At 64.3% G+C, this 24913-nt stretch carries 25 protein-coding genes; 13 read left to right on the top strand and 12 right to left on the bottom strand.

The annotated features are described in order from the left end of the window. Positions 1–61: 61 nt before the first annotated feature. The 5 genes from ACRVY7_RS04860 to ACRVY7_RS04880 form a co-directional block, all read right to left on the bottom strand. Entirely contained in the window at positions 62–1228 is a 1167-nt protein-coding gene (locus ACRVY7_RS04860; protein WP_431816399.1) for an alkaline phosphatase family protein, read from the bottom strand. A 101-nt stretch (positions 1229–1329) separates the two neighbouring features. Beyond that, positions 1330–1986, bottom strand: a complete 657-nt coding sequence (locus tag ACRVY7_RS04865; protein ID WP_049697604.1) for a GntR family transcriptional regulator — start codon at positions 1984–1986, stop codon at positions 1330–1332. Positions 1987–1999: 13 nt separating this feature from the next. Further along, positions 2000–3043, bottom strand: a complete 1044-nt coding sequence (locus ACRVY7_RS04870; protein WP_431816183.1) for an isopenicillin N synthase family dioxygenase — start codon at positions 3041–3043, stop codon at positions 2000–2002. Positions 3044–3071: 28 nt separating this feature from the next. Next, the gene (locus ACRVY7_RS04875; RefSeq protein WP_431816400.1) at positions 3072–3947 is read right to left on the bottom strand and encodes an ABC transporter permease; all 876 of its coding nucleotides are present in this window, start codon (positions 3945–3947) and stop codon (positions 3072–3074) included. Between the two features lie 20 nt (positions 3948–3967). After that, positions 3968–4744: an ABC transporter ATP-binding protein gene (locus ACRVY7_RS04880; protein ID WP_049697601.1), complete on the bottom strand. Its 777-nt coding sequence runs from the start codon at positions 4742–4744 to the stop codon at positions 3968–3970. A gap of 328 nt (positions 4745–5072) precedes the next feature. Between ACRVY7_RS04880 and ACRVY7_RS04885 the strand changes: the two genes are divergently transcribed. The 6 genes from ACRVY7_RS04885 to ACRVY7_RS04910 all read left to right on the top strand — a co-directional run bounded on the left by ACRVY7_RS04885 (position 5073) and on the right by ACRVY7_RS04910 (position 10246). After that, positions 5073–6275 (top strand): nitrate ABC transporter substrate-binding protein, encoded by a 1203-nt coding sequence (locus ACRVY7_RS04885; RefSeq protein WP_431816184.1) that lies wholly within the window; start codon positions 5073–5075, stop codon positions 6273–6275. A 131-nt stretch (positions 6276–6406) separates the two neighbouring features. After that, positions 6407–7042: a DUF4178 domain-containing protein gene (locus tag ACRVY7_RS04890; protein ID WP_431816185.1), complete on the top strand. Its 636-nt coding sequence runs from the start codon at positions 6407–6409 to the stop codon at positions 7040–7042. Then, the gene (locus tag ACRVY7_RS04895) at positions 7039–7566 is read left to right on the top strand and encodes a DUF2617 family protein (protein WP_431816186.1); all 528 of its coding nucleotides are present in this window, start codon (positions 7039–7041) and stop codon (positions 7564–7566) included. Before ACRVY7_RS04890 ends, ACRVY7_RS04895 begins: the two co-directional genes overlap by 4 nt. After that, entirely contained in the window at positions 7563–8159 is a 597-nt protein-coding gene (locus ACRVY7_RS04900) for a DUF4247 domain-containing protein (RefSeq protein ID WP_431816187.1), read from the top strand. Before ACRVY7_RS04895 ends, ACRVY7_RS04900 begins: the two co-directional genes overlap by 4 nt. A 72-nt stretch (positions 8160–8231) precedes the next feature. After that, on the top strand, positions 8232–8663 hold the full coding sequence (locus ACRVY7_RS04905; RefSeq protein WP_152929994.1) for a DUF350 domain-containing protein: 432 nt from the start codon (positions 8232–8234) through the stop codon (positions 8661–8663). Further along, positions 8660–10246 carry a polyamine aminopropyltransferase gene (locus ACRVY7_RS04910; RefSeq protein WP_431816188.1) on the top strand — a complete coding sequence of 529 codons (1587 nt, stop codon included), beginning with the start codon at positions 8660–8662 and terminating at the stop codon, positions 10244–10246. Before ACRVY7_RS04905 ends, ACRVY7_RS04910 begins: the two co-directional genes overlap by 4 nt. 42 nt (positions 10247–10288) lie before the next feature. Here ACRVY7_RS04910 and ACRVY7_RS04915 read toward each other — a convergent pair whose 3' ends face one another. From ACRVY7_RS04915 to ACRVY7_RS04940, 6 genes are all read right to left on the bottom strand, one after another. After that, complete coding sequence (locus ACRVY7_RS04915) at positions 10289–11206, bottom strand: Lrp/AsnC family transcriptional regulator (protein ID WP_431816189.1); 918 nt, start codon at positions 11204–11206, stop codon at positions 10289–10291. Between the two features lie 65 nt (positions 11207–11271). Beyond that, positions 11272–12216, bottom strand: a complete 945-nt coding sequence (gene speB / locus ACRVY7_RS04920; protein WP_431816190.1) for an agmatinase — start codon at positions 12214–12216, stop codon at positions 11272–11274. Beyond that, positions 12213–12608, bottom strand: coding sequence for a cupin domain-containing protein (locus tag ACRVY7_RS04925; protein ID WP_431816191.1), 396 nt, complete (start codon positions 12606–12608; stop codon positions 12213–12215). Before ACRVY7_RS04925 ends, speB begins: the two co-directional genes overlap by 4 nt. Further along, positions 12605–14182, bottom strand: a complete 1578-nt coding sequence (locus ACRVY7_RS04930) for a N,N-dimethylformamidase beta subunit family domain-containing protein (protein ID WP_431816192.1) — start codon at positions 14180–14182, stop codon at positions 12605–12607. The genes ACRVY7_RS04925 and ACRVY7_RS04930 overlap by 4 nt, the downstream gene beginning before the upstream one ends. 107 nt (positions 14183–14289) lie before the next feature. Next, on the bottom strand, positions 14290–15738 hold the full coding sequence (locus tag ACRVY7_RS04935) for an APC family permease (RefSeq protein ID WP_431816193.1): 1449 nt from the start codon (positions 15736–15738) through the stop codon (positions 14290–14292). Between the two features lie 225 nt (positions 15739–15963). Beyond that, positions 15964–16800, bottom strand: a complete 837-nt coding sequence (locus ACRVY7_RS04940; protein WP_431816194.1) for an SDR family oxidoreductase — start codon at positions 16798–16800, stop codon at positions 15964–15966. Between the two features lie 177 nt (positions 16801–16977). Here ACRVY7_RS04940 and ACRVY7_RS04945 point away from each other — a divergent pair, with 177 nt between their 5' ends. Further along, positions 16978–17361, top strand: a complete 384-nt coding sequence (locus ACRVY7_RS04945; protein WP_431816401.1) for an alanine-zipper protein — start codon at positions 16978–16980, stop codon at positions 17359–17361. Here ACRVY7_RS04945 and ACRVY7_RS04950 read toward each other — a convergent pair. After that, a complete protein-coding gene (locus ACRVY7_RS04950) occupies positions 17274–18221 on the bottom strand; it encodes a dipeptidase (protein ID WP_431816195.1) in 948 nt (315 codons plus the stop codon). The genes ACRVY7_RS04945 and ACRVY7_RS04950 overlap by 88 nt on opposite strands. A 171-nt stretch (positions 18222–18392) precedes the next feature. On the opposite strand from ACRVY7_RS04950, the gene ACRVY7_RS04955 reads away from it, so the two are divergent. The 6 genes from ACRVY7_RS04955 (at position 18393) to ACRVY7_RS04980 (ending at position 24835) form a co-directional block, all read left to right on the top strand. Beyond that, on the top strand, positions 18393–19652 hold the full coding sequence (locus ACRVY7_RS04955; protein WP_431816196.1) for a sensor histidine kinase: 1260 nt from the start codon (positions 18393–18395) through the stop codon (positions 19650–19652). Then, positions 19649–20428: a LytR/AlgR family response regulator transcription factor gene (locus ACRVY7_RS04960; protein ID WP_431816197.1), complete on the top strand. Its 780-nt coding sequence runs from the start codon at positions 19649–19651 to the stop codon at positions 20426–20428. The genes ACRVY7_RS04955 and ACRVY7_RS04960 overlap by 4 nt, the downstream gene beginning before the upstream one ends. Then, on the top strand, positions 20425–20853 hold the full coding sequence (locus tag ACRVY7_RS04965) for a hypothetical protein (protein WP_431816198.1): 429 nt from the start codon (positions 20425–20427) through the stop codon (positions 20851–20853). Before ACRVY7_RS04960 ends, ACRVY7_RS04965 begins: the two co-directional genes overlap by 4 nt. Next, a complete protein-coding gene (locus ACRVY7_RS04970) occupies positions 20850–22598 on the top strand; it encodes a sodium/solute symporter (protein WP_431816199.1) in 1749 nt (582 codons plus the stop codon). The genes ACRVY7_RS04965 and ACRVY7_RS04970 overlap by 4 nt, the downstream gene beginning before the upstream one ends. A gap of 189 nt (positions 22599–22787) precedes the next feature. Then, the gene (locus ACRVY7_RS04975) at positions 22788–23195 is read left to right on the top strand and encodes a DUF485 domain-containing protein (protein ID WP_431816200.1); all 408 of its coding nucleotides are present in this window, start codon (positions 22788–22790) and stop codon (positions 23193–23195) included. Then, positions 23192–24835: a solute symporter family protein gene (locus tag ACRVY7_RS04980; protein ID WP_431816201.1), complete on the top strand. Its 1644-nt coding sequence runs from the start codon at positions 23192–23194 to the stop codon at positions 24833–24835. Before ACRVY7_RS04975 ends, ACRVY7_RS04980 begins: the two co-directional genes overlap by 4 nt. The last annotated feature ends 78 nt before the right edge of the window (positions 24836–24913 follow it).

Here is a 24913-nt window from a genome sequence, read left to right on the forward strand (position 1 = left end):
GTGCCAACGTCCGTTTTAGCACTCGACCCCGGTGAGTGCAAGGTCAACGGTGAGGAGCGGTCTACGCGGGATCGTTGCCGATCAGCAGCGGCACCAGCAGTTCATCGGCGGTCCAGCCACCGTGGTGCCCGAGCATGCGCGACTCCCCCGGCTCAGCGGCCGGTCGGGTCAGCACCGTACGGTCCTTCGCCACGACGACGAGATCGCCGATGCGCGCAGCGGTTCGATCGGCGGTGCGGGGTCCGTACCAGTGTTCGGGGAGAACCTGTTCGCGCGGCGCGACGTGTGCGTCGTCGCCGAGGAGATCGCGCCAGGCATCCGCGACGTCGTCGACGGCCCCGTCGATCGCGTAGACGTGGCGCACCCGAGCCTCGCCCGCGACTCGTGCGACGCCCGCCGACAACGCGGGCTCGGCGTCGAGGTCGATGGCCTTTCCCGCGCGCAGCATCCCGTGGTCGCCGGTCACGACGAGGGTGGCGTCGGACGGAAGGTCTGTGAGGATGTCGGCGACAAGGGAATCGACGGTGCGCAGTGCGTCGCACCAGGGGTCGGAGCCCGGACCGTAGATGTGACCGGCGGTGTCGAGGTCGGCGAGATATGCGTAGACCACTCGCGGCCGGTGTGAGCGGGGCAGCGTTCTGGTCAGCGCGGTGGTGATGCCTGCTCGAACCTCGGCCGGAGCCTTGGCGGGCAGGTGTCTGCCTGCGGTACCGGAGGCGACCGAGGTGAAACCCGTGTCCTTGAACTCGCCGGGCATCACCTGAAAAACGCGCACCCCCGACCGCTCGAGCGCGCCCACCGCGCCGTCGCCGTCTCCCGGGGCAAGTGCGGTCGGCGGATAGACGTCGTAGGCCGACGGGCCGTCTGCACTGTCGAGTGTCCAGCGCAGCATGTTCAGTGTGCGGGCCGGACCGTGACTGCGGGCCGCGTCGTCCGGCACGAAGCTGTAGCCGATGATCCCGTGCTCGCCTGCCGGTTCGCCGCGCATCAGGCTGGTGATCGACGTCGCCGTTGTCGACGGGAAGCCCGCCCGCAGCACGGTGCCCTGCAGTCCGGCGAGTGTCGGTGCGAGGTGTGCGTGGGCGGCCAGTTGCCGTTCGCCGAGGCCGTCGACGAGTAGCAGCACCACCGACGCCGCGTCGAGTTCGGGGAGGCGACTGCGCTCGCTTGCCGCCGGCAGATCGCCACCCACGGCGTCGACGCCGAGGCACCGCCCGATCCAGGGCATCACGTCGGCGAGCGTGTCCGGGTACTCGACCCACAGCTGCGGCGGCAGGTCAGTGAGTTCGCCTGCCCCCGTCGCGCCTGTTCCCGTCACGCTGTGCGCAGTCACGATCTGAGCAACCGAACCAAGACTCCGGCGGCGTGTGCCTGTGCCGCGATCTGCGCCCCAGCGGCGTCGCCTGCTTCCAGCGCACTGACGATTCGATGATGCTCTGCCACCGCGAGACGTCGGTTGACGTCGTGCTGCCACATGTCGGAGCGGTACAGGTGCGACTGTGTGTCGAGTTTGAACAACGCGTCGCACAGCGGCTTGTTGCCCGACAGGGACCGCACCGCGGTGTGGAAGTCGAGGTCGAGTTGGGAGTCTCGGTGGTGATCTGCGGCCTCGGCGAGCAGTGCCTCCTGGGTGCGCACCTGCTCCCACAGGTCGTCGATCTCGGCGTAGGTCACGCGTTCGACGGCTTGGCGGGCGGCGAGACCGTCGAGCACCTCGCGAACCTCGAAGACGTGGCGCAGACTCGCCTCGTCGAGCGCGGCGACCTTGGCGCCGACACGCGGTGTGTACTCGGCAAGTCCTTCGACGACGAGTTGCTGCACCGCCTCGCGGACCGGGCTGCGCGACACTTCGAGACGCGCGGCGAGTCCCGGCACACTCAGCGGGGTGCCGGGGGCCATCTGCCCGGCGAAGATCTCGTCGCGGAGTCGGCGCACCACCGACTGCGTCAACAATGCGCCCTCACCGCCTCCAACCGTCACGGTCATCGAGCGTAACGCCCTATCGCGCCGTGTGCGCCGACGTCAGCCGCTGCGCCTCCCGATCAGCGGCCTGTGGCGCGACCCCCTGTTTCATTCCGGCCAATTTGGCGTTGATGTTGTCGGCGACAGTGATCGGCGGGTATCCGGGCTGATCTGTGCGCGCGCATCCGGGCAGTGTTTCGATGACGGCGTCGAAGTTGCCGTCGAAGAAGAAGGCCGCGGAACGTCGTCGGATGATCCTTCCGTCGACGACGGGCGGATCGACCCGATGGATGGTCGACAACCAGCGATCGTTTGTCCAGCGGGCCATGGCGTCGCCGAGGTTCACGATGAGAGCACCGGGCTCGGGCTGTACGTCGTGCCAGATGCCGTCGCGATCGAGGACCTGCAATCCCGGCACACGATCGGCCCACAGCACGGTGAGAATGCCGAAGTCGGTGTGGGCGCCCATCCCGGTCAACTCGCCCGCGAGTTCGATCTCGCCTTCGGGCAGCGTGTAGTTGTTCATCTTCAGCGCGTCGATCGAGTGATCGGTGAGCGCGTCGAAGTAGCCGTCCGGAAGGCCCAGCGCTTCGGTGAAGGCACGCAACAGGATTCGTGACACGCCTCGCGCCCGGGAAAACCACTCCTCGACGGCCGGCCGGAAGCTCGCCACCGCGTCGTCGGGCCAGGTGTTGTCGGGATAGCTGGACTCGGGAAGATCCGTTGCCGCATACCAGGATTGCTCCGAGCCGACGGTGAATGCCTCGTAGAAGTCGTTCATCTGGTTCGCCGCTGCCACACCGAGACTCATGCTCAGCGACTCGCTCTTGGGCGGACTGTAGCCACGATTGGCACCCGGCCGCACGTAGTTCTTCTTCACATCGAGCGGGAGTGCATAGAACGCGTCGAGGGCATCGGTGAGACCGTCGACGACGCTCTGGGAGATTCCGTGTCCGACGATTTGCATGAATCCGACTGTGGCAGAGGCCTCGTCGAGTTGACGCGCCACCCGTGCTCGTTGTTCTGGCGTGCTCTGCGGGTCGGCGTAGGGCGAGATGTCGATGATGGGAACGGTGAACATGTCTGGAGTTCCTTGTGAGAGTCGGCGGCTAGCGGCGGCGTGCGACGGCGGCGTTGAGCATGCTGAACACCGCGAAGACGGCGATGCCGAACAACGACGCGAGCACGATGGCCGCGATGAGATCGTCGGATTGCAGTCGCGCGCGGTAGACGTCGAGCAGGGTCCCGATTCCCGGTTCGCCCTTCGCGAAGAACATGTCGCCGATGATCGCGCCGACCACCACGAGCCCCGACGCCGTGCGGAATCCGGTCATCATCGCCGGAAGTGCTGCGGGGAACTCGAGTTTCACCAATCGCTGGGTGCGCGAGGCCTTCGACAGCGTGAACAGCTCGTGCATGCCGCGGTCGACGGAGGTGAGTCCGAAGTGTGTGTTGGCGATGATCGGGAAGATCGCGATGATGACACACACGATGGTGCGTGCCACCATGCCGTACCCGAACCACAGACCGATCAGCGGGACGATCGCGAGTACCGGAATGACCTGCAGCACAACGGCCCACGGGTAGATCGCGCGCTCCATCAGAGAGCCGCGGCTCATCAGCACGCCGATCGCGATGCCGATGACAGCCGCGAAGAGGAACCCGACGAGGCTCACCTTCGCGGTGACCCAGAGTGCCTCCAGCATCGGGTTGACGTGAGCCTTGTCGAGCAACGAGTTGGTCAACACCTCGTGCGGCGGCGGAAGAAGGAATCGCCTCTGCGGAGAGAGGATCACCATGCTGACCAGGTACCAGAGCCCGATCGCCGCAGCGAGAGACACCGCGGGCGGTGCGACCATGCGCACCGCTGTGCGCAGCCGCGTTCTCGTCGACGATGTTGCCTTACCGCCCGGCGCCGTTCCCGAGGCCGAGGGAGCGGGCGACGCTGTGGTGACAGCGGTGCCCGACGTCGAATCATGTGTCATTGCAGTCGATGTGATGGTCATCAGGCACCTCGGAGTGTTTCGGAGATCGCGGCGACGTACGACGTGAAAGCCGGGTCGAAGCGCACGTCGGGTTGACGGGGATAAGGAAGGTCGATGCGGATGTCCGCGGCGATTCGGCCCGGTCGGGCCGACATCACGATCACCCGGTTGGCGAGGAACACCGCCTCGGGCATCGAGTGGGTGATGAACAGCGCGGTGAATCCCCGATCGCCGTACAGCCGCAACAGTTCTGCCTGCATGTCGAGGCGAGTCATCTCGTCGAGCGCACCGAACGGCTCGTCGAGCAACATCACCTCAGGTTCCTTGGTGAGCATGCGCGCCAACGAGACTCGCATCTTCATGCCGCCCGAGAGCGTGCGCGGCAGCTGCTTCTCGAAGCCGGCGAGGCCCACGGCGTCGATGGCCGCGGCGGCACGTTCCCGACGCTCCGAGCGGGACTCACCCGCGATCTCGGCACATAGTTCGACGTTGGCCTGCACAGAACGCCATGGCAGCAATGTGGGTTCCTGGAAGATCACGCCGACCGAATCGGTGGCCAGCGCGACGCTACCGGTTGTCGGCGCCTCCAATCCCGCAGCCATGCGCAGGAGCGTCGATTTGCCACAGCCGGAGGGGCCGACGATCGCGACGAAGTCGCCACGGGCGATGTCGAGGTCGACGTCGGCGAGAGCGATTGTGCCGGAGTCGAACTGCTTGGATACTCCCGACGCCGAGATCATCACACCCTTCGTGAGATGCCTCGCGTCAGTGTCGTTGACGGTGTCGATCAGGTTCATGGGTACATCCATCAGAGCCACGGCACATGAGAGCGCCTACATGTAAGAGTCGGACTTACTTCGCTTTCTGATTGTTGGTTACATGCATTGCGCTCGCGTGTCCCGACGTAAACAATATGTGACAGAACCGCGGGCTCGAACCCTGTACACGCAGGTTAGACACCATCAAAGCGCATGTCAGAAGTGGTTTTCCGGTGCCGGACCGGCCAATCAGCGCTACATGCACCGGACTCGCGCGATCCGCGAGCAGCCCCTACATTTACATGTAATCCACTCCAGGGGCCGGCGTCGTCGGTCTCGTTCACCCTTCCGCAAGAGGAGTTCCACCGTGTCCAAAGCTTCGCCGTCCCACGTCGCCTCGCGACGTCGCAGACTGTCAGTACGCGCAGGCGTCGTAGCGGCAACCGCCTCCGCGTGTGTCGCCGCACTCGCCGGGTGCACCGACTCGTCGTCGACGTCGTCTAGCTCGGCGCAGTCGCTGCCGTCCGCACCGGCCGAATACAACCTCGCGTCCGTCTGCCCGAAAAACGTTGTGGTGCAACTCCAGTGGCAGCCGCAGTCGGATATGGCCGGCGTGATCGGGCTGATGGGCCCCGGATACACCGTCGACGCGAATCAGAAGTCGGCCACCGGCCCGCTCGCCTACGACGGCAAGGACACCGGCGTCGACATCACCCTGCGGGCGGGCGGTCCCGCGATCGGATTCCAGTCGGTGCCCTCGGTGATGCACGCCGACGACAGCATCGACCTCGGACTCGTCCACGGCGACCAGCTCGTCTCGGCTGCCTCGAAGCAGCGGGTCGTAGCACTGACGCCACTACTGCAGTACAACCCGTCGATCCTGATGTGGGACCCGGAAAAGCACCCCGACTGGCGCACCATCGCCGACATCGGCAAGTCCGACGCCACCGTCGTCGTGTCGAAGGAGCAGGTGTTCCCGCAATGGCTGGTGGCCAAGGGGCTACTGAAGCAGAGCCAGCTCGACACCGGATACGACGGCGCGCCAGCGCGATTCGTCGGTGACCCGTCGATCGCGCAGCAGGGCTTCGTGAACTCCGAGCCGTACACCTACGAGCATGAGACCCCGTCGTGGGACAAGCCCGTCGCCTACGCGATGGTCCGCGACGCCGGTTACGACGTCTACGCGTCGAATGTGAGTGTGCGGCCCGACAAGATGGAGAAGCTGACTCCCTGCCTGCAGAAGCTGATCCCGATGATTCAGCAGACCGGCAAGAATTACGTGAACTCCCCCGACGCGATCAACAAGACCATCACCGATTGGGTTTCGCAGGACGTCTCGTTCAGCACCTACAGCGAGGGCGAGGCGTCGTACTCGGCCAAGATCCTCAAGGAGAAGGGCGTCATCGGCCCGGACGCCGCGGGCGTGTGGGGCGGCATCGACATGGCGAAGGCGCAGGAGTCGATCAATCAGTTGATCCCGGTGCTCAACAACTCCGGCTCCGATCTGCCCGCGCAGATCCCCGCGAACGAGCTGTACTCGACCCAGTTCATCGACACCAACGTCAAGTAGGACCGGTGTTCAGAAGAACCGGGTTCAGTAGGACAGCGGTTCGGTAGCGACGGTGCGTCGGGCTGGATGTCATTCGCGGTACCGACACTGGGTGCCCCGAATGTCCGGCCCGACGCACTATCCTCTGACCAATGGAATTCCTGCTGATCATCGTCATCGCTCTGCTGGCGATCATCGTCGTCGTGCTCGTGTTCAACGTCTTGAGCAAACGAAAGCGCGAGCAAGCCGAGCGGGACGCGCTGTATTCGCGCACGTACCAGCCGCGTGATCCCTTCTCGACCGCAGACGACGACGCCGTGCGCGGCGATCCTCGCCAGCTCAAACCCGGCGACCTCGTCGAGATCCGCGGAGAGACGTTCGCGGTCCGGGGCGCGCTCAAGCTCTCACAGGACGGCTTCTCGTGGGCCGAGAACTTCCTCGACACCGGTCTGGGCCGGAAGGCCTGGATCTCGGTGGAGGACGATCCGGATCTCGAAGTGGTCCTCTGGCAGGAGCTCAGCGGCGTGACCGTGACCCCCGGACCGGCTTACGTCGATCTCGAAGGTCGGCGGTATACGAACGACGAAGCGGGTACAGCACAGTTCACGTCGTTCGGTACGACAGGTCTGGCGCAGGTCGGCCGGATGCGTTATCACGACTACGAAGCGGGCGGCGACAGGCTGTCCTTCGAGGATTACGGCAGCGGGTGGGAATGCGCGCGCGGCCAGGTGCTCGATCGTTCGGAGTACCGGATCTACCCGTCGAATCCGGGCCCGGAGCAGCGGTGAGTCCGTTCACCGACCTCGACGTCGCGTTCTCCGACACCCGGGCAGGTCAGCTCGGATTCTCGCTGACCGCCGCGCAGCGTGAGCCGCTCGCAGCGGCAGACCACACGATCGGGGCGTTGACGTTCTCCATCCGACTCCTCGGCGCCAGCCACCAGATCGTCATCACCGACGACGCACACGAACTGTGCGAGACGGTCGCCTGCCTGCCAGACATCACCACCGCACTGCCGGACAGCTTTCAGGCCGACGGCTACGTGTTCTCGTCGCGAGTCATCGAGTGCAGCTCCGACGCGATGGCCGATCTGCTCCAACAGATCGAATCCGAGGTCGAAGGACATGCGCGCGCCGGGTTGCCCGCACTCCTCGGGCGATTCCCCGGCAACGAGCTCGCGGTGACGGCGGTGACCGCCGACATCGACGACGACGCGCTCATCTGGCGCACCTGGCACACCTATCCGCAGGCGGGCGAGGTGGTGGTCACGTCGAGCCGAATCGACCGTGACGCCCTGGCGGTCCGGTCATGACCTACCCGCCGGGAGGCGACGACCCGGGAGGGCAATGGCCTGGCGCCCCGGGTGGCCCGCAAGGACCCGGCCGGTCCGGCGGGCCACAGGGGCAGGCTGATCCGACCCGGAGGCTGCGGCGGATCCGTAACACGATCATCGCGCTCATCGTGATCGTCGCGTTGATAGCCCTCGGCTCGTGCGCGGTCAGCGCATTTCGCGGATCGGGCGGCGGGGACGCACGGGCGTACGTGACGTCGCACTATCAGCGCGACAGTTCGCTCGACGAGTCCGACGTCGACGCATACATCGCCGATGGTGACCCGTCGACTGTGTCAGCCCAACTCGCGTCGGCCCAGAATCCCACCGACCAGCGCTCCGGCGACACCGCTGGGGCGGGCAACGTCGCAGGTACGCAGTTTCTGCAGTACCCGGGCTACCTGATCGGCCTTTTCCCTTATGCCGCAGACAAAACCAAGGTGATGGTCAGCCGCGACTACCGGTCGGGCTACAACCACTATCACAGCTACGTCGGCGGCTATTGGGTCCCGACGCCCGACTTCTCCGGGTCGGGAAGCTCCAACCGCGGTGGTGGCAGTGGAACCGGAAAGTAAGACATCGGGGCGCAGTTTGTGCCCGCACACGGAAGTCCGACCAGAGCAAGCATCAGACACGGGAGTACACACATGATCTCGGCCGACGCGATTCTCACCAACACCTACTACGCCGCCGCCTACGCGGGTGTCGGGGTCTTGCTGATGCTGATCTCTTTCGCGGTCATCGACGCGTTGACGCCCGGCAACCTGCGTCATCAACTGTGGATCGACCGGAACCGTAATGCGGGAATCCTCGTCGGCTCCAATCTGATTGCGGTCGCGATCATCGTCACCGCTGCGATCGCAGCGAGCGAGGGACGTCTCGCGGTCGGGTTGACCTACACCGTCATCTACACACTGATCGGTCTGGCGGTGATGTGCGCGACGTTCTTTGTCATCGACCTGTTCACCCCGGGCAAGCTCGGTGAGATCGTCATCGGGGCAGAAAGCCATCCCGCGGTGTGGGTCCACGGCATCTCGCACGTCGGCATCGCAGTGATCATCGCCGCTGCCATACTGTGACACTGCTGGCCGAACACACCGCTCCCCGATCACGGTTCGCCCGTGTCGGATTGCTCGCCGTCGTATTCGTCTGCGCGGCATGCGGGCTCGTGTACGAGCTGGCGCTGGTGTCACTCGGCTCGTATCTGATCGGTAACACAGCAACACAGGCGTCGATCGTCTTGGCGGTCATGGTCTTCGCGATGGGCATCGGCTCGCTGGCTGCCAAACCGCTACAGCGCCACGCGGTCACGGCGTTCGCGGCCATCGAGCTCGCGCTCGCACTGCTCGGCGGATTGTCGGTGCTGGCGCTGTACGCAGCGTTCGCATATCTGTCGTTGTACACCCAGGCCCTCGTGGTGGTCGCTTTCGTGTTGGGTCTGCTCATCGGCGCGGAGATTCCGTTGCTGATGGTGCTGCTGCAACGTATTCGCAAGCAGGAGGCGGGTTCTGCGGCCGCCGACCTGTTCGCCGCCGACTACATCGGAGCACTCATCGGCGGTCTGTGCTTTCCGTTCGTTCTGCTACCCGTGTTCGGACAGTTGCGCGGCGCGATCGTCGTCGGCCTCGTCAACGCCATCGCCGGCTGTTTCCTGGTCTTCGTGATGTTCCGAAAGTCGCTGACGCGCAGCGGGTTCGCAGTGCTGAGCGCAGTCGCCATCGCGGTGATAGCCGTATTGGTAGCCGCGCTGCTCTACGCCGACCGTTTCGAGGTGACCGCGCGTCAAGCGCTGTATCGGGACCCGATCGTGGCCGCTGAACGCACGCAGTATCAGGACATCGTGATCACAGAGCGACGTATCGGCTCGGGCGGCCGCGATACGCGGCTGTATCTGAACGGCGACCTGCAATTCTCATCGAGCGATGAATACCGTTATCACGAAGCACTCGTCCACCCCGCGATGGCCGACGCGGTGGCCCGCAGCAGCGACGACGGGTCGACGCCGGCGTCGGTGCTCGTGCTCGGTGGTGGCGACGGCCTGGCCCTACGAGAAGTGTTGCGCTACCCCGGTGTTCGGCCGACCCTCGTCGAACTCGATCCCGCGATGATTCACCTGGCACGCACCGATCCTCGACTGCTCGGGTTGAACCGGAACTCCATGAACGATCCACGTGCACGCGTCGTCACCGCAGACGCCTTCACGTGGTTGCGGCAGCAGCACGAGCGGTACGACGTGATCATCGTCGACATGCCCGACGCGGACGAATCAGCAACGGCCAAGCTGTATTCGACGGAGTTCTACTCACTCGTGAAGGCTCATTCCGCACCGGGAGGTCGGATCGTCGTGCAGTCAGGCTCGCCGTATTTCGCTCCGAAATCGTATTGGTGCATCGGGTCGACGCTGCGTTCTGCCGGGCTCGCTATAACGCCGTACCACGTCGACGTCCCGTCGTTCGGCGACTGGGGATTCTTTCTCGCCGACCAGGGCGCACCACCGGAGCTCCACCTGCGTGCACCGGGGCCGATGCGCTTCCTCAGCGAATCGGAGCTGTCGGCGGCCGCGGTCTTTCCGCTCGACCGGCAACCACTCGACATGCCGCCGTCGACGCTGATGGACCCGCGCATTCTGCGCTACGCGCAGGGCGAGTGGGCGACCTACTGAGTAAATGCCCTTCTCTCCACCGCGCAAGGGCGCTCGGACGTGTCATGCGGTGCTCACGACGGGCGACCGATCGTAGTCTTCTTTGACAAAGGTCAAGTGCGCCCAGGTCTGTGCGGCACGCACGAGATCGACTGACCGAATGTCGTCGAGTAGGTCGACCATCTCGGAAGTCGACCGAGCGATTGCGGTACCGATGACGTCGTAATGCCCAATCGCCGAGGCGAGATACTGGATGTTCGGATGCTGTTGCAGATCGTCGAGGACCGTCGCGGGATCGCCCCGCACCGACAAGCCGAACCCGACAACGTGCTGGGTGTTGCGCACGTCGGGCCGGATGCGCGCACCGATGTGGATCGCACCGCCATCGACAAGGCGAGCAACCCGTGCGCGCGCCGCTGAGGACGAGAGACCAGTCTGTTCACCGAGTTCCACATAGCTGGCCCGCCCGTCACGCTGCAGGGCGGCGAGTAGCAGCCGGTCGCTGTCGTCGATCTCGGTGACCGAGATCGGTTTCGGTGGCCAGTACGCGTCCTTGGCGATCGTCGAGTAGATCGACGTCTGAAGTGATGTGACAGTTGGAATCTCGCTGATCCGACTCAGCGCAGCACCGAGGCCATGCTGATCCGAACAGCGAAGCTCCACGATCAGTCCGCAGTTACCCGCCGTCAAACTCACGAACGGGATGTCATCGTCGTCCGCCAGCAGGAGCGCCACTTCTCGTGCAGATCCGCTGACCGAAATCGCAGCAGAGGCATACGCATTCAACCCGAAAACGGTCGGATGCACCACTCCACGCACCTGCACGATCCGAGCGTCTAATAATCGATGCAACCGCGCTCGGGCGGCCGGCCGAGACAGGCCGATGGCTTCCGACAGCTTCTGATAGCTCGCCCGCCCGTCGCCCTGGACGAGTTCGATGATCTTATGGTCGATCTCGTCCAACGGTGCCGTGGTGCTCACTGTTCGATCCACGCAGCCACCGTATAAGAGTTGCGGCGGCCGGTCATCGACTACACCGCTGCCCATCAACGATGCGACGGAATGACGCTGAGCATCTCGTACGCCGCGTGGGCCGCCGCGATGCCGGTCAACTCCGCGTGGTCATACGCGGGTGACACTTCCACGATGTCCATTCCTACGATGTTCATCCCTTCCAGACCCCGCAGCATTTCGAGCAGTTCGCGAGAACTGAGCCCACCGGCCTCCGGGGTACCAGTACCCGGCGCGTGCGCCGGGTCGAGGACGTCGATGTCGAGGGAGACATACACCGGGCGTGCGCCGAGGCGGTCACGCATCCTGTTGATCAGCTCGTCGAGAGATTTGCGCGCAAAGTCTCGACTGTGTATCGCCGCGAAGCCCATTCGAGCGCTTTCATCGAGATCCACGTGGCTGTACAGAGGACCCCGTAGACCGATGTGCATGCTGTGCTCGAGGTCGATGAGTTCCTCGTCGAAGGCACGGCGAAATGGTGTGCCGTGCGTATAGGGTTCGCCGAAATGAGTGTCCCATGTGTCGAGGTGAGCGTCGAAGTGCAACACCGCAATCGGTCCGTGCATCGCGTGCTGGACACGGAGCAACGGAAGCGCGATTGTGTGGTCGCCGCCGAACGTCAGGAGCGTGCGACCGGTACCAACCAAATTGGTCGCTGCCCCCTCGATTGTCGTGATTGCTGCCGCGATGTCGTAGGGATTCACTCCGATATCGCCGGCATCAACCACCTGATTGCGGCCGAACGGAAACGCGTCCAGTGCCGGATTATATGGGCGCAGCAAACGCGAACTCTGGCGAATATGGTTGGGGCCGAATCGAGCTCCTGGGCGGTAGGTGACGCTCGTGTCGAAGGGAACTCCCCACACAACGACGTCGCTGTCGCCGATGTCGGCCATTCTGGGCAGTCGCGCGAACGTCGTGTCACCACCGAAGCGGGGTACGACGGTTGCATCGACGGGACCAACGGTGCTCGTGATCAACGCTTTTCACCAGATTCGGCCGCGCCCGCTTCACCGGACAGTTCGGGCAACGCGACAAAGACCTTCCGCGAAGGTTCGATTGTTTCCCAGGTTCCTTGGAAATGCCTCGGCACGAAGAAGGCATCGCCCGCACCGAACTCTCGACGTCTACCGTCGAGGTCGATCAACGCGACACGCCCGCTGAACATGACACATACCTCGTCGTAGGGGTAGGGGTCGCACCGAAGCGTTCCGGGCTCGCCCTCCCAGGCACCGCCGAAGCATCCTTCTTCCTCGGAGCCAAATGCGCGCCACTCGCTTTCCGCCCAGTTGTCCGAAGCGTCGTCACCCCAGTCCGGCCTGACCAGCTCGCCCTGACCCGGAACGATGGTTCTGATGAGATCGATACTCATGATGCTCTGTTTCCTTTCGCCGCTCTGCCACTCAATCGAGTCAGCACATTTCTGGTTATCTTCTCGGTGAAAAAGTCGTGATTGACCAGTCCCTGGACCCATTCGCAAGAACCCGCATTGAACACGATTCCGTCTCCTCGCGAGTATTCGGCGACCATGCCGGATCCGTATTCACTCGCGACGTGTGCGGGGACCTCTTCGTCGCCGTACATGGCGCCGAAGAGTGCGTCGGCTTCGGCCAAGGGGGACCCTATCGGGACAGTTCCGTTCCAGTGATCGCGTGACCCGATGACTGCGGGCACCATCGCGATTATCTGCAGTTCAGTGTCGGCGCCGTCGGCACCCGTGGCATACGGAAGCCCTTGGCGGAAGGTGTAATCGACCCCATCAAGCTCAAATCCCGCGATGACAATAGGTGCAGAACCGAACACGTCCCCGTAGTAGAGATCACTGCCCTCAAGCGCCCAGTGGTCAGGGCGATACACGGTGAATCCACCACTCGATCGCGGGGTTGTTGCGCCGTAGCGGGCATAAATCCCGCCCATACCGGTCAGCCCCATCGTGGCGGCAGCGGGTCTCTGTATGGGATTCCAGTCCCATGCAGTAGTCACCCGCGTGTTATCGACCCCATAGAGTGGGTCCAAATCCGGTATTTTGTAGCAGGTTTGAGAGTTCGTCGCAGCGTCGAGCCGTACCTGCCAGAAGAAGTTCCCGCCGAATCGCGCAAGGCCACCACCCGCGTCGACAAACGAATCGATGCGGTCTCGCATCTCCCATGTCCAGTACTCGTCGTGACCGACGATTACCGCACATGAATAGCCCGCCAATGCATCGACGTCATAGTGGAGGTCATGCTGGGTGATGTGGTGAACCGCAAATCCTTGATTTTCGGCCCACACGACGAAAGGACGTTCGTAGGTTGCCCAGAAGGCGTCGGCGTGGTGTCGCGAATAGCCGTTGTGCCACGCCCACTCGTAAGGCGGGTGCCGTGGAATCCACCCGGGTCCCGGCATGTCAGTGTGGGCGTTGCGAGGCGCTCCGATTGGCTTCCGCAGCATTCCCCTGGCAACAGGGCGCTGCGTCGACGAGACCGGCGACGGAACGTCATTCCCCAAATCATCTGGCAGACCGCGATAATGGTTCGCCCCGCCCCAATCGTTGTACGCCAGCATCGTGCTCGTGGTGTGTATCAGCACCATGTCGGCGCCGGCGGGCGACGCCGCGCGGACCACGAAGAATCCCTCCCGCTCGATCAAGCGACCGCGGTAGTTGCATCGCAGGATGATCAGGTAGAAGCCAGAACTCCACGTGGGATCCACTGTGACCGACAGCGCTTCGGGCCAACCGCATCCGACAGCGTAGGCGTCGACGGGAGTCCGGTGTTCTTGTCCGGTCAACCCCGTCTGGGTGAACACCACGGTGGGCTCGGCGCCGTCGCGCACGATTTCCAGATCGTAGGTGGTCGCGTTGGTATGCACCTTGATGGACACCGACTCGCCAGGCATGTAGCTGAATTTGTCTGCGTAACACCATAGTTCAGCTTCTCCGGGGTACTCCCCCAGCCGCTCGACCAACCCACCGGGAACCGACCATCCGTAATACGGAACCTGGTCTGCCATGTGGTTTCCTCACTCCTTCACTCAAACCGTCGTACATATCTACATTCATCCGTGTCTGCGGATCAGGGATTCACGCTGCCCACCAGGCGAACCGTGTGTCGCCGCTGCACGAGGGCACGCATCACACCGACGACGAACCCGACGACCAAGGGAATGTTGATCACCAGATTCCCGAGTGGACCCAGCCCTGTCAGTTGACCCATGTTGAGGACAAGGTTCACAACGACCGCGGCGAGTACCAATGTCGCCATCATCGGGGCGATTACCCGAGTCCATAAGGATTCGCCTCGGGCGTCTCGCCTGAAGTATCTGACGACCGCGATCGACGTGAGAATCTGCAGCAGCAGGACCGCGATGATTGTCGGAGTGTTGGTCCAGACCACAACCTGGGAGTAGGGGTCTGCAGGGGTGAGCGCAAAGATTGCTATGACGCCGACTACGAGTCCGCTCTGGACCAATCCAGCCACACTCGGTGTCCTCGTCATCGGCGAGACCCGCCCGAGACGGTGCGGCAACAACCCGTTGCGCCCCATGTTGAACAGATATCGGGTGCACGCATTATGAAGTGCGAGACAACCAGCGAAAAAGCTGGTCACAATGAGTAGCTGGAGCACGTCCGTCATCGCCGTGCCGACGAACTCACTGTTGAGCGACAGCACCATTTGCGACGGATCACCGCTCAGCATCTCGGTCATGCGGCTCACTCCGACGGCCTGCACAATGACCCATGCGCAGAACGTGTAGACGAAGGTCAAGATCCCGAGCGCGATAAAAGTGGCTCTGGACACCGTCTTTCGCGGATTGTCACACTCGTCGCTGTAGATTGCCGTTTGCTCGAAACCAATGAAAGCAGTGAACGTGATCAGGAGCGCACCGACGAGTCCCGCAGAGAACACCGTGCTCATCGTGATTCCGTCGAATCCCAGACCTTCGTATCCGCCGCGGAAGAGAACTGCGACGCAGAACACCGCCAGGCATCCGAGTTCGAGTGCCATGAGCACCGCCAAGACCTTGGCCCCTACGTCGACCTTGAAGTAGCCGATGAGTGCCACCAATATCGCGACCACGATCGCGCACAGATATACCGATGGCGTAACACCAAGAAGCGTGGCGATTGCCGCTGAGCTGAATATCCCGCATGCCAGCACGAAGCCAACCTGACCGCCCAGATAGCCCAGGTACGCCAGCATCGCCGCTCCGGCGCCCGCGATCGAGGACAACCCCTCGGCGATGTAGGCGTAGAACGCTCCGGACCCGTGGAAGTGGCGGCTCATCGCCGTGAACCCCACTGCGAACAGCATGTACACCATGCCCGGAATCAGGTAGGCCACTGGCAACGCCGCGCCGGCCACACTCAACCCCAGTGGCGCGAAGCCGATGAGAATGGTGAGAGGCGCTGCGGCTCCCACCACGAAGACAACGAGGTGGCGGACCTTCATTACGCCGCGCCTGAGCTCGGCATCCCCGTGGTCTGCCTGACCTGCAACAAAGGGCATTGATGCTTCTGACATGTCGTTCCTTGACGCCAGTGCCCACTCCGCCCGACGACACGCCCCGCCAGGATCGCAAGCTGTTTACGAAAACCGTGCCAATTGCTCATCGGTACCTACGATTCGGAATCGTAGACGCTTGTAGCTTCCGTTATCGCTGTTTCGAGATTGTTTCTCGAACGTATCGAATACAGAACAAGGGCGGCCCACGAGATCGTGGGCCGCCCTTGTGCTCGACGCAGGGGGTTACCGCGGGTCGACGAAGATGTCGTACTCGATCGGCTCCTGTCCGCCGTAGATCGAGAAGTCGGTGACGCCGTCCTCGGCCAGCACCTCGACGTCGAGGTAGCACCGCCCAGTCTGCGAGGGGTCCTTGGAGAGCACGGCGACAGCGGCGTCGGCCATGATCTGTGGCGATCGGGAGTGCGCGACGGCCTCGTCACCACCGAGCAGGTTGCGGACCGCGGCGGTCGCGATCGTCGACTCCGGCCACAGGCAGTTGCTCGCGACGGCGGAGTCGGCATACTCGGCGGCGAAACCCATTGCCGCAAGCGTCATTCCGTACTTGGCCAGCATGTAGCCGGGGTGCTTGCCGAGCCACTCCGTGCTCATGTTGAGCGGTGGCGACAGCGTGAGCACGTGCGCGCTCGGCGACTTCCTCAGGTAGGGAAGGCATTTCTGGGTGAGCAGGAAGGTCCCGCGGACGTTGACCTGCTGCATGAGGTCGAAGCGTGAGATCGGCAGTTCTTCGGTTGCCGTGAGGTTCAGGACGCTGGCGTTGTTGATGCAGATGTCGACGCCGCCGTAGGTGTCGACCGCTGTCTGAACGGCACGCGCGACGTCGTCTTCATTGCGCACATCGCCGACGACGCCGGTCGCCTTGCCACCTGCCTCCTCGATCTCCTCGACGGCCGTGTGGATGGTGCCGGGGAGCTTCGGGTGCGGCGCGTCGGTCTTGGCCAGCAGCACGATGTTGGCCCCTCGTGCTCCGAGTGCGGTCGCGATCGCAAGACCGATCCCGCGGCTACCGCCTGAGATGACGGCGGTGCGCCCCTCGAAAGTCTGATCGGATGTTGACGACATTCCTGTGGCCACTGTGGCCCCTCTCCTGTGTGTCGATTCCGTGGCATCGTTGGGCCGGCGCCGACTGCGCACTGCCATCTGTGCGCTGTCCACTACGAAATCAGTTGTGCGCCCGCCACAATCGGCATCGTTCACGTGCGGATGTGTATCTGAGCGCTCCTGCAAGGAGATTTACACATCCGCAAGGGAAGGTCAAGACCGAGCGATCGGTCGGGAGGCTGCGGCGGCGCACAGTCGACGGTCTCGAGCGCCCAATCGACGGTCTCGAGCGCCCAATCGACGGCCTCGAGCGCCCAATCGACGGCCTCGAGCGCCCAGTCGACGGTCTCGAGCGCCCAATCGACGGCCTCGAGCGCCCAGTCGACGGTCTCGAGCGCCCAGTCGACGGCCTCGAGCGCACGGTCGGCGGTTTGGAGCGCCCAGTCGGCGGTTTGGAGCGCCCAGTCGACGGGTTGGAGCGCACGGTCGACGGGTCACCAGCTTTCCGCGGCCACCCGTCGAAAGTTGCCGCCGAGCACCGCGGCGATGTCGGAGTCGCCCCAGCCCCGCAGCGAGAGGTGAGCGCCCAGGGTGATGAACACCTCCGGAGCCATCCATTGGATCGGCCCCCATCGGGTGTACGAGTCGTCGAAGGAGTCCGGGTGGTCGCGGATCTCGGTGAGAAAGTCGGCGGCGTCGAACGAATGGTCGGTGCTGACACCGACGTGGTCGATCCCGACGAGGTCGACGGCGTACTCGAGGTGGCGGGTCATCGCATCGAGGGTCGGCGTGTTGGGGCCGAGGAAGATTCCGACGCCGGTGATGCCGACGACGCCACCGGTGCGGGCACATTCGCGTGCCTGATCGTCGGTGATGTTGCGCGGATGGTCCCAGACGGCGCGCATGCAGGAGTGGCTGTAGATCACCGGCTTGGACGACACCTCGCACAGGTCGAGGCCGGTACGGACACTGCAGTGCGAACCGTCGGGAACCATTCCCGCAGAGTTCATTTCGGCCACCAGCCGTCGCCCCCACGCGGTGAGTCCGGTGTCCGTGGGATCCAGACACCCACAACCCGCCGCGTTGGCGTGGTTGTAGGTGGGCAGCATGGTGCGCACGCCGAGTTCGACGAAGTGGTGGACGTTGTCGAGGTCGCCGTCGAGCGGGTTGGAGTCCTCGAGATCGAAGCCGACCGCGATCTGCCCGCGTTCACCCGCTGCGTCGATGTCGTCGAGCGATGCGACAACCGTCAGATCACCGTGGCGCGAGATGGCAGAACGAAAGTGCGTCAACAGGTTTGTCGATTCGGCAAAGGTCTGTGGCGCGTAGCCGATGTTGACCGAGACATACGTCGAGCCCGGTCGCGAGAACCTGGTCAGGTAGCCGACGTCGGCGTCGGGTTGCAACGGCAGACACGCGTGCTGGTCCCACAGCAGTGTCATAACGGCTCCTCTCCCGCCTGGTTGACTTTCGGATCACTCGCCCTGCCACAAAGTCCGACGTACTCCGTCGACACAGACGTCCGTTTCGGCCACACATCGCTCGCGTGCTCGCAAGAATGGTCGCATGAGAAGTGCTGCCCCCACCGAGGCCGACGTTGAGGCCGACGTCTGATGTCCGACGGTGTGGCCGTACTGATCGCAGTGCTCATCATTGCCGCCGTCGCGATGATCGCGGTGCTGCTCCGAACGCGCCGCGTCGTAGCGACACCCACCGAACGCGCTGTGCACTCCACGCTGAACACAGCGTCGAGGGCCGCTCGCCCGTTGCGGCGGGGTCTGACAACCGAATCGGCACAGCAGGCGCTCGCCCCGCTGCGAACCCTTACCGCTACCGATGCGATTGCCCTGTACGACGCGGACGGCACACGGCTCGCCCACGACGAGCCACACACGTGGGACGAACGACTGCTGAGCCGGGCCGACGACATCGCCGCAACCGCGGGTGAAGAACTGCGGCACGTATTGCTCCGCGATCCTGTCGGAGTCGACGCGCGGATACGCGCTCTCATCGCCCAGCCGCTCGTGGTGGACGATGTCGCCGTCGGTGTACTCGTCGTCGCCTCTGTCCGGCTGCCGGGCCCGGGCATGCTGAGCGCGATCTCGGAGGTCGCGCGCTATGCGTCCAGCCAACTCGAACTGGCCGACCTCGACGCTTCCCGAGCTCGTCTCGACCGCGCCGAGGTTCTCGCTCTACGCGCACAGATCAGTCCGCATTTCATCTACAACGCGTTGAGCACCATCGCGTCGTTCGTACGCACCGATCCGGACCGCGCACGCGAGCTCATCCTCGACTTCGCCGACTTCACCCGCTATTCCTTCCGCGCCGCGGGCGAGTACACGGTGCTGGCCGACGAACTGCGCAACATCGACCGGTACCTCACGCTCGAGCGTGCCCGATTCGGCTCAGCACTCGACGTGCGGCTGCAGGTCGCCCCGGAGGTGCTCGGAGTGGTACTCCCCTTCCTCGCCCTCCAACCACTGGTGGAGAACGCAGTGCGGCACGGCGTCGCGGCGCGGGGCGGCGGAACGATCTCGATCACCGCGCGCGACGAGGGCACCGACTGCGTCATCGCCGTCGAGGACGACGGTGTGGGGATGGACCCGGAGTTGCTGCGCTCCGGAGACATCGACGCACTCGACGCGACGTCGACCGAACCCACGGAGGAGACGTCGGGCGCGCGGGTGGGGCTGACCAACGTCGACCATCGCCTGCGCGCCGCGTTCGGCAACAACTACGGTCTAGTGGTCGAGACAGGTGTGGGTGCCGGCACGAAGGTCACCATGCGGGTGCCGAAGTTTCGCGCAGGAGTGCGTGTGGAGCAGTCGCCGACGCACCCAGCAACGCCGACGCAGGAGGCGAACCCGCGATGACCCTGACCGTTCTTGCCGTCGACGACGAACCTCCGGCGCTCGACGAGCTGGTGTACCTGCTCGAACGGCGATCCGACGTCGGCGAGGTGATCCGCGCAGGTGACGCCACCGCCGCGCTTCGCGAACTCGCCGAGAACTCGGTGGAGGCGATCTTTCTCGATATCAATATGCCGGGGCTCTCCGGAATCGAACTAGCCCGCGTGCTCGGCAACTACTCCGATCCGCCGTCGATCGTGTTCGTCACGGCACACGAGGATCGTGCTGTGGATGCGTTCGACGTCGGCGCCGTCGACTATCTGTTGAAGCCGCTGCGCGAGGAGCGGCTCGGGCAGGCCGTCGAACGTGCGGTTGCCGCCCGGTCGGCGGCCGGTGGAGATTCACGTCAGGACGTCAGCGACGATGTGATCCCCGTAGAGCTGTCCGGGGTGACGTCGTTGGTGCGGCGTGATTCGATCTCCTGGGTCGAGGCCGTCGGCGACTACGCCCGGCTGCATTCGGACTCGGGCGCGCACCTGGTGCGCATACCGCTTTCTACGCTCGAATCCCGTTGGCGTGAGCACGGATTCAGTCGCGTGCACCGTTCGTACCTGGTGTATCTGCCGATGGTCAGCGGAATGCGCACCAGCGGGTCCCAGACCCTCGTCTGTGTACGGGCAAACGGCACGTCGCCCGCGGTGGAACTGCCGGTGAGTCGACGTCAATCCCGGGAGTTGAAGGAGCGCCTCGTCCACGATCCACTGCGCGCCTACCGGACGCCGTCCGGCGACGACACATGAGCGAGCCGTCGACTCCTCGTCGTGAGCGGGTGGTACTCGCACAGAGAAGGGGCGCGAGGAGAGTCCGCACGCGCGTCGAGGTGCGAGAGCAGACCGAGGTCGGCGACGCTTTGGTGCGTGGCCTGATGCGCGCCCAGCTCGGTCTCGCGCTTCGGCTCGGCGTCACGACGGCTCTGCTGATTGCCTCCATTCCGTTGCTGGGCACCGTGTTTCCCACATTGGGCGAGGCAACGATCGCCGGCATCCGGCTGAACTGGCTTGTTCTCGGCGTGCTCATCTATCCCCTGCTCTACCTGGTCGGCAGGGTGTACGTGCGGATCGCCGAGCAGGCTGAGGACGACTTCCTCGGACTCATCGAGGAGGACACCGACGCGGGCGTCGACAGCGGCAGCGACGCGGGCGTCGAGGATGGTCAGAGCCCATGACCGACTACGGCATTCGCATCGTCACCGCGGCGGCGCTGCTTCTCGCTGCGCTCGCAACGGTGGCGGTCGGTGTCTACGGCGGCAGGAGGTCGCGCACGACGTCCGACTTCCTCGTCGCCTCGCGGGCGGTGAGTTCGCAGCGCAACGCAACAGCGATCTCCGGTGAATACCTCTCTGCGGCATCGTTTCTGGGAGTGGCAGGGTTGGTCGCGAAGTACGGCGCCGATGCCCTGTGGTACCCGGTCGGCTTCACCGCGGGCTATCTCGGACTGTTGATGTTCGTTGCGGCTCCGCTGCGCCGATCTGGCGCGTACACGGTGCCGGACTTCGCGGAATTCAGACTCGGTTCGCGAGCGGCACGCCAGACCGCGATGGTTGTCGTCGTCGTGGTCTGCCTGATGTATCTGATTCCCCAGTTCCAAGGCGCGGGACTGACTTTGAACATTCTGCTCGGCGCTCCGGTGTGGGTGGGGGTGGTTCTCGTCGGAGCGATCGTCGTCGTGAACGTGGTGGGCGGCGGCATGCGGTCGATCACCTTCGTCCAGGCGTTTCAGTATTGGCTCAAGCTGACGGCCATCGGGATTCCGACGATAGCGCTCGTCGTAGTGTTCTTCGCCGATCGGCCTGCACTGGGCGAACCCGCACCTCCTCGCGTGTCCGAGGCGACGACGGTCGACGTCACCACGGATGTGGTTGTGGCAGTACCGGAAACCGACGGTGTCGAGGTGACAGGGATCGTCGACGGCCGGCCCGTCAACGACGCTCCGTTCGCCTCGGCGGGTGAACACACCGTCGCGGCGGGGAGCACGATCCACCTGCGGGCAGGCGCGGCGACGCCCGTTGTGGCGGGCGCACCGTCGACAGGCCGGCGATGGCTCGCGTCTGGCGGCGGATTCGGTGGCCCGCACGCACTTTTCGCCGTCTTCTCGCTGATCGTCGCGACGTTCCTCGGGGTGATGGGGCTGCCGCACGTGCTGGTGCGCTTCTACACCAATCCGGATGGCCGCTCGGCGCGTCGAACCGCGGTGACCGTCATCGTCCTGCTCGCGGTGTTCTACCTCTTTCCACTGCTCCTCGGCGTGCTGGCGCGGGTGTACGTCCCGCAACTCCTCATCACCGGAACCGCCGACGCCGCGGTTCTGTTGCTCCCGAGCGCAGCGGTCGGGGGCATTCTCGGTGAACTGTTCGCCGCGCTGGTCGCGGCGGGTGCCATCGCGGCGTTCCTCGCCACGTCGTCGGGTCTGCTCATCAGCGTTGCGGGCGCGCTGTCGACCGATGTGCTGCCGGGTCGGGTCCGCGACTTCCGACTCGCGGCGGCGATCGGTGGAGCACTCGCGATCGTCATCTCGTTCGCCGCGTCAGATCTCGAACTGTCGCGGACCGTGGGGTTCGTGTTCGCCATCGCCGCGTCGACGCTGTGTCCGCTTCTCGTACTCGGCATCTGGTGGCGCGGGCTGACGCCCGCGGGCGCCATCGCGGGCCTTGTCGTCGGCGGGCTGTCGTCGGGTATCGCAACGTCACTGGCGATCGCGGACGTCGTGGACGACGAGGTCGGCAACGGATGGCCGTCGGCGATCATCGGCTACCCGGCCGCCGTCACCGTTCCGCTCGCCTTCGTGACCATGATCTGCGTGAGCGCGATGACCCGCCGCAGCAGGGTCGCCGACGTGTCGCAGATCTTCGCGCGGATGCATGTGCCGGAGCGACTCGGCCTGAGCGTCGAACGCGTGCCAGAAGAGCCATGACGCCGCGGCGACAAGGCTGTCCGAGCACTTGACGAGGCCCGTAGTGCAACCGTTCATCGGCGCTCAACGACCGCTCGGCGCACGATTCGCGGACTTCATCGTGTGACCTGCAACACCCCTTGTGAGTGATCTCCGTCTCTTCGAGAGTTATCGGGTATCCACATCACACGAGTTCCTTTCGGAGGCACGGTGTCAACCACAGAGCACGTACCCGAAGCGCATTCCGCGCCGACGGGGCAACAGTTCATCGACATGCAGCGCAGTGACCAGTTTCAGGATCTTCGCACGACGTTGCGCCGGTTCGTCTTTCCGATGACTGCGTTCTTCCTCATCTGGTACGGCCTCTACGTGGCCCTCGGCGCGTTCGCGCACGACTTCATGGCGACGCCGGTCTGGGGCAACATCAACGTCGGCCTGATTCTGGGTCTGCTGCAGTTCGTCTCGACATTCGTGATCACCGGCGCCTACGTGCGATTCGCGAATCGCGAGCTCGACCCCAAGGCAGCCGCTCTCCGCGAAGAAATGGACGCAGAGTGCGCGGGCGGCAGCCAGGGCGCGGATACCACACAGGGCACCGATGAGGGAGTGACCCGATGAGCTCCTCTGCCACAATTCATCTCGCCGCCGGAACGGTCGGGAACCCCGTCGCCAACATCGCGATCTTCGCTGCCTTCGTGGCGATCACCATGTTCGTCGTGATCCGCGCGAGCCGCAACAACTCAACTGCCGCAGACTATTTCACCGGTGGCCGCGCGTTCTCCGGCCCGCAGAACGGAATCGCGATCGCGGGCGACTACCTCTCCGCGGCGAGCTTCCTCGGCATCGCGGGTGCCATCGCCGTCTACGGCTACGACGGCTTCCTCTACTCCATCGGATTCCTCGTCGCATGGCTCGTCGCACTTCTCCTCGTTGCCGAATTGCTGCGCAACACAGGCAAGTTCACCATGGCCGACGTGCTGAGCTTCCGATTGAGGCAACGCCCCGTCCGACTCGCCGCCGCGATTTCGACGCTGGTTGTCTCCCTGTTCTATCTGCTGGCGCAGATGGCGGGTGCGGGAGGCCTCGTTGCTCTCCTGCTCGACGTCGAGTCGCGCACGGGCCAATCGATCGTGATCGCAGTAGTCGGCGCGCTGATGATCGTCTACGTGCTCGTCGGCGGAATGAAGGGAACCACGTGGGTCCAGATCATCAAGGCCGTGCTGCTGATTGCGGGCGCGGCGTTCATGACCCTCATGGTGCTCGGCAAGTTCGGAATGAACTTCTCGGAGATCCTCGGCTCTGCGCAGCATGCCATTTCAGGGTCGTCGAGTGAGAAGATCGCCTCGCACGACGTCCTCGCACCCGGGGCCAAATACGGCGGCTCGGTGGAATCGAAGATCAACTTCATCTCGTTGGCAGTTGCGCTCGTACTCGGCACCGCGGGACTCCCGCATGTGTTGATGCGCTTCTACACGGTCCCCACCGCCAAGGAGGCTCGACGCTCCGTTGTCTGGGCGATTGCTCTGATCGGCGCGTTCTACCTGTTCACGCTGGTGCTCGGCTACGGCGCTGCTGCGATTGTCGGACCGGACCGCATCATGGCGGCCGCAGGAAAAGAGAACGCCGCAGCACCACTATTGGCCTTCGAACTCGGTGGTGTGATCCTGCTCGGAGTGATCTCCGCGGTCGCCTTCGCGACGATCCTTGCCGTCGTCGCGGGATTGACCATCACCGCGTCGGCGTCCTTCGCACACGACATCTACGGCAGTGTCATCAAGCGCGGCAAGGCAAGTGAGGCCGACCAGGTGCGCGTATCACGGATGGCCGCGGTGACTCTCGGTGTGCTCGGCATCGTGCTCGGCATCCTCGCCAACGGTCAGAACGTCGCCTTCCTCGTGGCCCTCGCGTTCGCAATCGCGGCGGCAGCCAACCTGCCGACAATCCTGTTCTCGCTGTACTGGAAGCGATTCAACACCCGCGGTGCGCTGTGGAGCATCTACGGCGGGCTCGGGCTGACGTTGATCCTCATCATCTTCTCACCGGCGGTGTCGGGTAAGTCGACGTCGATGCTCCCCGGCTCCGATTTCGCGTGGTTCCCGCTGGAGAACCCGGGGATCGTAGCAATCCCGGTCGCGTTCCTACTCGGGATCGTCGGAACGCTGACAGCACCCAAGGACCGGGGCACTCCGGAACGCAACGCGGAGATGGAGGTGCGTTCGCTCACCGGCATCGGTGCCGAAAAGGCTGTGGCGCACTGATGTAGCGAAACTGATGTTGCGACGCAGTACGGCCTCATAGGACCGGACGATGCCGGGCGCTCGATCGAGATCGAGTGC

The organism is Gordonia jacobaea (genome assembly GCF_965344965.1).
Classification (GTDB): Bacteria; Actinomycetota; Actinomycetes; order Mycobacteriales; family Mycobacteriaceae; genus Gordonia; species Gordonia jacobaea.